The sequence below is a fragment of the Nodosilinea sp. LEGE 07298 genome (assembly GCF_015207265.1).
In the GTDB taxonomy this organism is placed as follows: domain Bacteria; phylum Cyanobacteriota; class Cyanobacteriia; order Phormidesmidales; family Phormidesmidaceae; genus Nodosilinea.
In genome coordinates this window covers 23,678-33,145 of the sequence record NZ_JADEXE010000041.1, presented here as the reverse complement: position 1 = coordinate 33,145, position 9,468 = coordinate 23,678, and the positions used below count along the sequence as shown (strand labels likewise).

11 protein-coding genes and 2 pseudogenes are annotated in these 9,468 nt (G+C 55.2%); 6 read left to right on the top strand and 7 right to left on the bottom strand.

All coding sequences use genetic code 11. The features are described 5' to 3' along the window. Positions 1–314: pseudogene (locus tag IQ273_RS08225) on the top strand (hypothetical protein); the annotation flags it as partial. A 149-nt stretch (positions 315–463) separates the two neighbouring features. Here the strand turns inward: IQ273_RS08225 and IQ273_RS08220 are convergent. Both IQ273_RS08220 and IQ273_RS08215 read right to left on the bottom strand, forming a co-directional pair. Then, positions 464–1,237 (bottom strand): ABC transporter permease, encoded by a 774-nt coding sequence (locus tag IQ273_RS08220; protein WP_194022686.1) that lies wholly within the window; start codon positions 1,235–1,237, stop codon positions 464–466. After that, positions 1,234–2,217: an ABC transporter ATP-binding protein gene (locus tag IQ273_RS08215; RefSeq protein WP_313898046.1), complete on the bottom strand. Its 984-nt coding sequence runs from the start codon at positions 2,215–2,217 to the stop codon at positions 1,234–1,236. The genes IQ273_RS08220 and IQ273_RS08215 overlap by 4 nt, the downstream gene beginning before the upstream one ends. A gap of 175 nt (positions 2,218–2,392) precedes the next feature. Between IQ273_RS08215 and IQ273_RS08210 the strand changes: the two genes are divergently transcribed. After that, complete coding sequence (locus tag IQ273_RS08210; RefSeq protein ID WP_194022684.1) at positions 2,393–2,713, top strand: nucleotidyltransferase domain-containing protein; 321 nt, start codon at positions 2,393–2,395, stop codon at positions 2,711–2,713. Between the two features lie 128 nt (positions 2,714–2,841). Then, positions 2,842–3,108, top strand: coding sequence for a HEPN domain-containing protein (locus IQ273_RS08205; RefSeq protein ID WP_228052557.1), 267 nt, complete (start codon positions 2,842–2,844; stop codon positions 3,106–3,108). 21 nt (positions 3,109–3,129) lie between these two features. Here the strand turns inward: IQ273_RS08205 and IQ273_RS08200 are convergent, their stop codons facing one another. Both IQ273_RS08200 and IQ273_RS08195 read right to left on the bottom strand, forming a co-directional pair. Continuing rightward, positions 3,130–4,068 carry a hypothetical protein gene (locus IQ273_RS08200; RefSeq protein WP_194022683.1) on the bottom strand — a complete coding sequence of 313 codons (939 nt, stop codon included), beginning with the start codon at positions 4,066–4,068 and terminating at the stop codon, positions 3,130–3,132. A 108-nt stretch (positions 4,069–4,176) separates the two neighbouring features. Then, positions 4,177–5,010 carry an SDR family oxidoreductase gene (locus IQ273_RS08195; RefSeq protein WP_194022682.1) on the bottom strand — a complete coding sequence of 278 codons (834 nt, stop codon included), beginning with the start codon at positions 5,008–5,010 and terminating at the stop codon, positions 4,177–4,179. 122 nt (positions 5,011–5,132) lie between these two features. Between IQ273_RS08195 and IQ273_RS08190 the strand changes: the two genes are divergently transcribed. Next, complete coding sequence (locus IQ273_RS08190) at positions 5,133–5,546, top strand: hypothetical protein (RefSeq protein WP_194022681.1); 414 nt, start codon at positions 5,133–5,135, stop codon at positions 5,544–5,546. Between the two features lie 28 nt (positions 5,547–5,574). Here the strand turns inward: IQ273_RS08190 and IQ273_RS34330 are convergent, their stop codons facing one another. Both IQ273_RS34330 and IQ273_RS34325 read right to left on the bottom strand, forming a co-directional pair. Beyond that, entirely contained in the window at positions 5,575–5,958 is a 384-nt protein-coding gene (locus IQ273_RS34330) for an ISAzo13-like element transposase-related protein (protein WP_397197319.1), read from the bottom strand. A gap of 106 nt (positions 5,959–6,064) precedes the next feature. After that, positions 6,065–6,810 (bottom strand): annotated as a pseudogene (locus tag IQ273_RS34325) (hypothetical protein). 216 nt (positions 6,811–7,026) lie between these two features. Here IQ273_RS34325 and IQ273_RS08170 point away from each other — a divergent pair. Both IQ273_RS08170 and IQ273_RS08165 read left to right on the top strand, forming a co-directional pair. After that, a complete protein-coding gene (locus IQ273_RS08170; RefSeq protein WP_228052554.1) occupies positions 7,027–7,818 on the top strand; it encodes a DUF6920 family protein in 792 nt (263 codons plus the stop codon). Between the two features lie 187 nt (positions 7,819–8,005). Further along, entirely contained in the window at positions 8,006–8,668 is a 663-nt protein-coding gene (locus tag IQ273_RS08165; protein WP_194022679.1) for a hypothetical protein, read from the top strand. Positions 8,669–8,680: 12 nt separating this feature from the next. Here IQ273_RS08165 and IQ273_RS08160 read toward each other — a convergent pair whose 3' ends face one another. Continuing rightward, entirely contained in the window at positions 8,681–9,265 is a 585-nt protein-coding gene (locus tag IQ273_RS08160) for a superoxide dismutase family protein (protein ID WP_194022678.1), read from the bottom strand. Positions 9,266–9,468 lie beyond the last annotated feature (203 nt).

Below are 9,468 nucleotides of genomic sequence, written 5' to 3'. Positions count from 1 at the left end.
CTTCCTCGCCCCAGGGCGACGTAGACCCGCTCTTCCTGCTGCGAGGCAAAAACATAGCCCGCGCGGCTGCCGAGACCGCCAACGGTGGGCTGGGGAACTACATGGCCGAGCCCGCCATGCACGGCCCCACGGCAAACGCTCCCATGGTGATCAATGAGGATGGTTCCCTGCTGTTTACCTTTAAGGGCTTTCGCCCCGAAGATCGCGATATCAACGGCGACCCTATCTACTCCTTTGAAACAGAGGTGCTGGTAAACCCCAACCGAACCTTTCAAGTCCTCTATAACGGTCCCATTCGCCCGGTCAGCCCTTAAAAGCCCTTTAGAGTATCAATAAGATAGGTTAGGGGCGTGCCTCTTGAGAAGATAAAGTACCGAGAGTGTTGATCGCTGTAGGGTGCATTCGCGCAGCAATGCACCCATAGGAAAGTCGGCAATTGGTACCTTATTTTCTTGCGTGTCCCTTAATACCCGCTCAAAGAACCCCGCTGTTTGGCAGTGGCTTCGGCCCAGCGAAAAACCAGCAGCCCCAGGGCAAAATAGACCATCCCATTCAACAGAGCCAGACCATAAGTAAACCAGTCTAGCCCCAGGCCACGCGCCATCAGGTCGCGCAGCAGGCCGGTGCTGGGCAGCATGGGGATGAGAAACCGCAGATACTGCATCAGGCCGGTGGCTTCCTCCAGGGGAGCCGCCAGCAGAAACAGCAGCAAAAACTGAAAAATTCCCAAAATTTGCTGCACCCGCTTAAACACCAGCGCCACCGCCCCCATCAAAAAGGCCAAACCGTAACCGGCCAGCAGCAGCGAAACCAGCGGCAGCAGCAGCATGGGCGGAAAGGCCAGCCGACTGCCAGAAATCCCCATCAGCAGCAGCAACACCACCATCAGAATCACCAACCGCAGGGCCAGGCTGGCAAAGGCTCGGGCCAAAAACACACGCGGTGCCCCATAGGGGGAGAGAAAGACCTGCTCCAGGGTGCCGGTTTCGGCTTCGATTTGCAGGTTGATAGCAATGTCGTTGTTGACGGAAATAATCAGCGTCCACATGGCGTAGCCGAGCACCACGGCATCGAGGCGATCGCCAAAAGCAAACCCCGGCCCGGCCATGTACTGAGCACTGGCAAACAGCCCGTAGAAAACCGCCATGATGATGACGATCCCAGAGATTACCTCCGTGGGGTAGCGAATGAACTGAATCCAGGTGCGCTTGAGTTCGGCTTGCAGCAGATCGATCATGAGTTAGCATCCGGGTGGTCTTTGACCAGTTTGAGAAATACCTGGGTGAGGTCGGCGCGATCGCGCTGCACCGCCACCAGCGGCACCGGGCTCAGTGCCCCCAGCAGCCCGTAGAGATTTTCTGGCGTGCCCGCATAGGTAATCTGTGCCCCCTGCACCGTCGCCCCCAGCTGGGTCACGGTGTGGATCTGTTGCGGGGAAAGCTCGCCTTCCACCTCCAGGTGATAGGTGGAGCTAGAAAATTCTTTCAGCAAGGCCTCGGTCGACTGCTCGGCAATGATCTGCCCCCGGCGAATGATCGCCACACGATCCGAGAGTTCTTCGGCTACATCGAGCTGGTGGGTGGTCAGCAGAATGGCGCGGCCTTCCTGGGCAATCTGGCGCACCAGGGCTTTGACCATTTCGCCCGCCTCCACGTCTAGCCCCAGGGTGGGTTCATCCAGCAGCAGCAGCTTAGGATTGTGGATTAGGGCGATCGCGATCGCCACTTTTTGCTGCATGCCGCGCGAGAGCTTTTGCACCGGGGTACTGCGCTTCTCCTCTAGCCCAAACCGGGCCAGCAGTTCCAGCCCCCGGCGATGGGCCACCTTGCGGGGTACCTGCCGCAGCACACCGAAATATTCCAGATTTTCTTCTGGCGTTAGCCGCCAGTACAGGTTGCGGTTGCCCTCTAGCACGGCCCCAATGTGGCGCAGGGCGCGGGGCTGGCGGTGGGGGTCTTCTCCGGCCACGGTCACCTGCCCCTGGGTGGGGCGCACCAGCCCAGCAATCATCTTGATGGTGGTGGTTTTGCCCGCCCCGTTGGGGCCTAAAAAGGCTAGTACCTCTCCCTGACGCAGGGTGAGAGAGACCTGTTTAACTGCTTCAAACCGCTGTTTGCCCCGCCCGTAGACCTTGGAGAGATCGCGGGTGTCTAGCACGATGGAGCCGGGTGACGAATGTTCAGTCCAATCATCGGTTGGACGATGGGCAAGTTGCACGAAAGGATTCAGCTCCCAGCGATAGGTAGGGTGTTTACTTATCTTAAAGTTTTTGGCGACTGAAGGGAGGAGGGGTAGTGGAGTTGCAGGATGTTGGTGGGTACTGCCAAGCGCCATGGGCTAGTTACAATTGAACCAGTATCAGAATGCTGACATTTAGGCAGCTCAACGCACTATGCTCTCAACGAGCGATCAACAAATTTTGGCCGAATTTGCCAGCAAAATTCGTGGACAATTTCCCTCCGCCAGCATTTGGGCGTTTGGCTCGCGGGCCAGAGGCAATGCTCAGCCAGACTCAGACCTTGATATTTGTGTTGTGGTTGACACCTTAGACCGCACTACTTGGAAAGCCATTAGCGATATTGCCTGGGAAGTTGGCTTCTACCATGATGTGATCATTACCACGGTCAAATATTCCCGGCAACAGTTTGAGGCTAGCCCTTATACAGCCAGCCCTCTCGTTCACAATATCCGCGCAGAGGGTATTGCTGCATGAGCTAATCAGACAATATTGGGGCTCTGGTTAAGGCGCGACTTCAGCAGGCCCAAAATGCCCTAGATGCTGGGCAGCTTTTATTTGAGCAAGACCTTTATTCTGACTCCATCAATCGTTGCTACTAGGCCATGTTTTACGCTGTCTTGGCGCTGCTCGTTACGCGACAGCTTGGCACATCGAAGCACAAAGGGGCAATTTCTTTATTTGATCGCGAGTTTGTCAAGACAGGAATTTTTGACAAAGAAATGTCTATGTGGCTGCATCATACCTTTGAGCAGCGCCTAGAAGCTGACTACGGCGACCTAATCGAATCTTCGATAGAAGCAGCCAATGAATGCTATGTGCAGGCCGAAATTTTTGTGCGCCAAGTGAGGGAGTACTTACAAACCGTATGATCTTCCTTAACCTCACTGGCGCTACTTTTTCTTACGCTTTTTTGAACTCGATACATTGCCGCCAAAGCCAGATTTATTCGCTAGTTTTTTACTGCCCTTCTGAGCCGCGATATCACCGAACTCTGGTGGTTTGGTGCCCAGATGTCTGGGTAATCTCTGCTGCTGCTGAGCCTCTTGCCGCTCCACAAAGGCTTTAACGTTGGCCATCATCTGCTCCTGCCTAGGGGTGTAGCGAATTTCTAGCTCTTCAGGGGTGAAATCAGATTTTTGCTTGAGCCCTAGTTCAATTTGCACCGTGGCCCACGATCCGACAAACATCTCGTCGACCTTTTTCGCCCCGTAGGCGGCCTCCATCACCGGCACCGCTTCGAGGGCATTGAAATCGAGCAGTTGTGCGATCAGGGCACCATTGACGGAGCGATGGTGATTTTTGAAGTGGCTGAGCTGCCGGGTGAGCGCCTCCACAGTGCGATCGCGCAGGTCGGGAGACATCTTGGCAATTTTGCCAATCCCCTCGACCAGCGTAATTTTGTTGTTGTAGTCAATTTTGGTGGAGAGCAGTTCCTCTAGTGGGGCGATCGCCGCTTCACCCATCAGCCCAAAGACCTGGGGCAGCTCTTCCCAGCACCAGTCAACGTCGTGCTGCTGCAAAACCTGGGCGAGGGGCTGAATGGCCTCAATAGCTTGCAGCTGACCCAGCGATCGCCAGGCATGTATCGGTGCCCACAGCGCCTCTTCCGGATCGATGTCTGCCTCTAAGGATTCGTCTTTGCGATCGTAGTTCCCATCAAAAAATTCCCACAGTTGCTCGTCCTGGGCCATCTGAATCAGGGCGGGAACGTGGTCGGTAGTCAAGCCCAACTCCTGCACGTAGTTGGGCCAATCTTTGGCGTTGATACCCTCGCCTTCGCCATAGCGCAATAGGGCATCAACCGGGGGCTCGTAGGTGTGTGGTGCCAATGCCAGAACCTAAATCTCCAATTCCATCCTAACGGTTAGACGACACCACCCTCAGCTGATGGCGGCGATAGCCTAATCTGAGTGGGTTTCCTTTGTTTCATTCCTGCATCACAGAATTTGCGTGAGCCCAAACTGCCGTTTGAGCAAAAAATCCATCAGTCTGGGCGGCAGCACCTGCTTTAGCAACGGCAACCACCGGCTCTTTTTCCCTAATCGGACTGTCGTCGAGGGATGGGGCCTCAACACTGCCGTCGTCAGCTGTTCGGCAAACACCTCGGCTGGTGTCGCTTGCACCTGAGATAGCGTTGCCCTGGCTCGCAGCTTAGCTTCCAGTGGTGCGTACCACGACTCTGGCGAGAGCACCTGCGCTAGACCCTGCTCTGCGGCCTGACCAAAATTTGACTGAATGGCCCCCGGCTGCACGGTAACCACCTGGATGCCAAACGGGGCTAGCTCCAAGCGCAGCGCCTCTGACAGGCTGTGCAGCGCGGCCTTCGACGCACAGTAGGCTCCGGCAAAGGGGGTTGTCACCAGCCCCGAAATACTACCGATATTGACGATCGCCCCCGATCGCTGCTGCTTCATGATCGGGGCAACCTGCTGCACCAGCGCCAGGGGAGCGATCACATTCGTCTGAAACTGCACCTGGAGCTGCGTCGAGCTGATATCCATCAGCGGGCCAAACTGCCCAAATCCGGCATTGTTGACCAGGATGTCAATGCGCCCTTCGCGGGCGACCACGGTTTCGATCGCGGTCTTAATGCCGACTGCATCCGTGACATCCAGCGGCAGGGTGAGCATGCCTTGGGCGGCCAGGTCAGCGATCGCCTCTAATCGTCTGGCCGTGGCGACAACGCGACAACCGCGACGATGGAAGGCCAAACACAGCGCTTTGCCAATACCAGAGGAACAGCCAGTGATCAGGACGACGGGGCGTGTCATGGGGTAAATGGTTCAGAGCATAGCGAGGTTAAGTTCTGCATCTCGGTTGAACTCAGGCGATCGCGATCGCAGTAAGATCATAAGTAGTTCTACTTAAGGGCCAGATTGCCCTGAGGTGAACCATGATCATTTTCAAAAGCATTGTAGTTTGGCTGGTTTTCATTCTGGCCGAAAGCGTGAACGGGACGGTGCGAACTCTTTGGCTGATACCGGCTCTGGGGCCGAGCCTCGCCCACACTGTGTCTTTTATTATCGGGTCGCTGTTGATTGTGACTCTTGCCACCTTGTTTGTACCGTGGCTCAAGCTCTCGCGCTGGCAGGGGTTGGGCATTGGCCTGCTGTGGTCGAGCCTGACCCTGGCCTTTGAGGTTGGGCTGGGGCGGCTGGGTTTAGGCTATTCCTGGTCTCAAATTGGGGCCGACTACGATATCGCTCACGGCGGGCTCATGCCCTTTGGGCTGGTGCTGATGGCGCTTTCGCCGCTGATTGGCCGCCAAATTTGGCGTGGGCTCGGCGATCGACAGCAGAACAATTAAGGTGATTTCCGGGAAAGAAGGTACCAAATCAAGCAGGGCGAATCAGGATATCCCACTTGGGTAGCAAAGGATTGCGTTCTAACCTGCTCTCCACTGCTTTCATCGCTACTTTGGAAAGTGAGATACCTTTTTGGTAAACCTTTTGATTCAACTGAACAATGGGTTGAAGACCTTTCCAGGTCATGCTTTGCGCCCAAGCAAGCATCGTAGCAACATCTTTTAGCTGAGTCCCATTCCAATGCTGTTCTAGGATTCCCCAGCATCGCTCAATGGGATTGTACTTACTATGGTACGGAGGATAGTACAGCAAGTGAATGGGTTTGCCAATTGTATCGACAAACTCCACCATCCGATTCAAAAACTGAGTTCGCACCCCACTACTTTCAGGACCATTATCCATTTTGAGTTGAATCTGTCAATAGTCCGGACACTTTTTCGGACAAGCGCTGAAACCCTTGATTTCTCGTTGCCCAGACCACTGTAAAAGAGGGCTGAAACCCTCATTCCACCGTTTCCTATCAAAAACTGTCCGGAGTGTTGATCTGTTGGGTTGTCTGCTGCTGAGCAGGCGTTAGGCTCTTCCACCATTGTTGAATGGTATCGACCATGAAATCACTGGTTTTGTAAGAGCTGCCGAAGTGGATGTGCAGCGCCCCGCTGTCCTCATCGACAATGCCGCAGGGAATGTATTTCTCAGTGCATCCCATATCGTGGTCACTCGCTTGATGATTTCCTCGAGTTTTGCCACCCCGCGAGTAATCTCCAAGTCTGACGGTCGCTTTACAATCCATGCTCAATCGTCTGATGCTGCCGTCATTGGGTCGCTCGCTGTGCCGATGCAGGTTATCAAAAATTGTGTCAGTTTCTAGGAGTTTTTTTGGGGTTTTGCTTTCACCACTTTCCTCAACCGGTAGCCCATCCGATTCAGCACGACGGCCATTGTACTGGCTGAGGGCAACTGTTCGACAGCAAATCCCCGTTGCGCTAACTGCTCCAACGCCGCTGCTGCGGTTAATCGGGTATAGGCGATGGAACTTGAAAACGTTGGGTCTTGTTGAGCATGAGCTTCGGCAAGTTCTCTTAGGGCTTGCGCCACTTCAGGATGCCGTTCTTCCCACCGTTTTGTACCGCTTGCGCTCGCTTGTGCCCCCACGCAAGTGATGCCGCTGCTCTGCTCTGCCAACCCTAGCTCGACGGTGGCTCGATTCCAGCCAAATACCGTTTCAGCTAATCTTGCGCTCCCATCGCAATATTTCAGGCACATCTCAGCGTGAAAACTCCGCCGCTTCGCCCCACTGAGTTTTGTCGATGCCAGCCGCAGGTCTTCGATTTGACTCTTGCTTAATTGCTCTCTTTCTAGGGTTGATAGCAACATAACTCGCTCTACCGGTTCATCTGCCTATACTGTGCTCAAGGCCAAATTGTACGGTACTTTTATTCTCGGAAATCGCCTAAGCCCGATCGCAACCTGGAGGTCATTATGACTACAACCCTGGCTAACGCTCCATCGGTATCGCTAGAAGACTTGTGGCGATCGCAAAGCACGGATCCAGAGGCATCACCGCTGGCTACTGGTACCCCCTTCAACCCAGACGCCTTCACTCATCTGCCCTCTCTGGCCCAGCGCTATTTAACCCAGGCGATCGCCCCCAGTACGCCCCTGGCCGCTGCCGTACGCCTGCACATGCACGGCAACATCAAACTCGACCAAACCTGGCACCGCTTCCAAGGCGAAGAAGTAATTCGCTGGCCAAGGGGTATGGTTTGGCGTGCCACAGCCTGGATGCGGGGCTTGCCGGTTGTGGGGGCCGATCGCCTGGTGGATGGCGTTAGCGAGGTGCAGTGGAAACTGCTGGGCCTGTTCCCGGTAATGCAGGCCGCCGGTAACGATGTCACTCGCTCGGCGGCGGGGCGGGTACAGGGAGAATTGGTGTGGTTGCCCTCGGTGCTGTGCCATCCCGATGTGGGCTGGACGCAGCGCAACGAATCTCAAGTACAGGCCAGCTTCAACGCCCTGGGAGAACCCGCCCACCTCACCCTGACCCTGACCCCAGAGGGATCGCTGCAGCAGGTTAAGCTCAGCCGCTGGGGCAATCCTGAGGGCGGCGACCACCACTATGTCGACTTTGGGGTCATCGTTGAGGCCAATGGCACCTTTGGCGGCTACACCATTCCTACCAAAATGCGGGCTGGGTGGTTTTTTGGCACCGATCGCTTTGAGCCAGAGGGTGAGTTTTTCCGCTGCACAATCGATCGAGCTAGCTATCATTAATCGGCGTTAATCGGGCGCTTTTCTGATCACCGCGATCGCCCCCTACAGCCTCACCTAGAAACTAGCCGCTCGACAAACCGACTATTGCACAGCCAGCTCATGCTGCGGCATCAATCTATCTCTGGTAGGTATTTTTGTCCTAGCTCAGCCTCAACAATCAAACAGAATCAAACGAGGCCCAAACATTATGATCCGAACGCTGACGCTCTGGTTGATCTGGCTTGGCTTTATCGTTTATGTCCTGTTTTTTGCCCCTCCATTACCAGCCGATGCGTTTCAGCCCATCCAATCGCTCCTAGCCGGACAGATTCCGTCAATCAACCCCGTGATTCTGTCGCTGTTTAGCCTGGTCGGCATTTGGCTGCTGATTTATAGCAGTCTCATTTTTCCAGATGGCAGAATGCAGTCTCTGCCAGCCTGGCTGTTTATGCTGGCGTCGCTCGCTACCGGCGTGATTGCGCTAATTCCTTACCTGGCCCTGCGCCAACCCAATCAGGAATTTACCGGCGAACAGGGTCTCTGGATTGCTATCTTAAATTCGCGTTTAACGGGTGTAATTTTGACCATTAGCGCGATCGCTCTGGTGCTTTTTGCCGTGCTGTGGGGCGACTGGGCTGGCTTTAGGCAGGCGTTCCTAACCAATCGCTTTATCCACGGCATGAGCATTGCCTTTGGTTTGTTCTGTGTGCTGTTCCCCTATCCAACGCTGCTGAAAGACGACATGGCGCGACGGGGGCTGACGCCAAATTCCCAACTATTTTGGCTGGCAGCAGGGGTGCCCCTTTTCGGCCCGCTCGCCTACCTTTGCCTGCGTCCTTCGCTACTGGCACTTCGCTTTCGCAATCCGTGAGGTGTGCTTAGGCTAACGCGATTGGTTTGGCACAATCACCCCACAGGCCAGGCGATCGCCGCTATCGCCTGCTGGGTCGGTGATGTAGTCATCTGGGCCGGAGTGAAGGACAACAGCGCTACCGTCGCTGTCGAACAGGCTGCGATCGCCCATCTGGGCCGGTCTTTGACCATCGCCGGGTTCCAATGTAATTAAGTTGGTGGTTACGGTATAGTCGGCGCTGCCGTCGGCCTCAATCCAAATATTGGGAAGGTCTCCGGCATGGGGGCCGTCGGGTTGGAGCAGACCATGCTCTGCATCCGTTGGGTTGAAGTGCCCACCAGCGGAGGAAAAATCGGGTGCCGTGCATTCCCCTGTCTCGTGGATATGCAAGCCATGCTCGCCCCTGGCCTCGTCGGTTACGGCGGTGTCAAAGCCTTCTATTAGAGTTTGAATTTGCACGCCGTCTTCCACTGAGGTGAACTCAACGATACCGACTCGATTGCCCTCCGAGTCGAGCAATTCGGCGGTTGCGTCTGGCCCAGTCTGAGCCGCAGCGGGTAGAGCAAAAACACCCAAGGCTGCGATCAGCCCCAGGCCTCCTAAACGCTTATTCATCGTTGATATTCCTGTATGAAAATCAGGAGTTCATCCTAAGAATTAGGTCGCCAGTGCAGCATCTAACCCGTGGCAGAGACCTCAACACCTCTATCGGCTTGCCAGTCTGGCGATCGCCCCACGAGGACCGAATTTTAGCCCTCACGTTTCAGTTCTGGTAACCATCTCTGACTACATTCAGGCACCAGAGATCATAGAAATAG

Excerpts from the sequence above, each read along its gene's own strand:
- IQ273_RS08170 (WP_228052554.1), top strand. The coding sequence starts at position 7,027 with ATGACTACAACCCTGGCTAACGCTCCATCGGTATCGCTAGAAGACTTG.
- IQ273_RS08190 (WP_194022681.1), top strand. The coding sequence starts at position 5,133 with ATGATCATTTTCAAAAGCATTGTAGTTTGGCTGGTTTTCATTCTGGCC.
- IQ273_RS08220 (WP_194022686.1), bottom strand. The coding sequence starts at position 1,237 with ATGATCGATCTGCTGCAAGCCGAACTCAAGCGCACCTGGATTCAGTTC.
- IQ273_RS08165 (WP_194022679.1), top strand. The coding sequence starts at position 8,006 with ATGATCCGAACGCTGACGCTCTGGTTGATCTGGCTTGGCTTTATCGTT.
- IQ273_RS08210 (WP_194022684.1), top strand. The coding sequence starts at position 2,393 with ATGCTCTCAACGAGCGATCAACAAATTTTGGCCGAATTTGCCAGCAAA.
- IQ273_RS08195 (WP_194022682.1), bottom strand. The coding sequence starts at position 5,010 with ATGACACGCCCCGTCGTCCTGATCACTGGCTGTTCCTCTGGTATTGGC.
- IQ273_RS08160 (WP_194022678.1), bottom strand. The coding sequence starts at position 9,265 with ATGAATAAGCGTTTAGGAGGCCTGGGGCTGATCGCAGCCTTGGGTGTT.
- IQ273_RS08205 (WP_228052557.1), top strand. The coding sequence starts at position 2,842 with ATGTTTTACGCTGTCTTGGCGCTGCTCGTTACGCGACAGCTTGGCACA.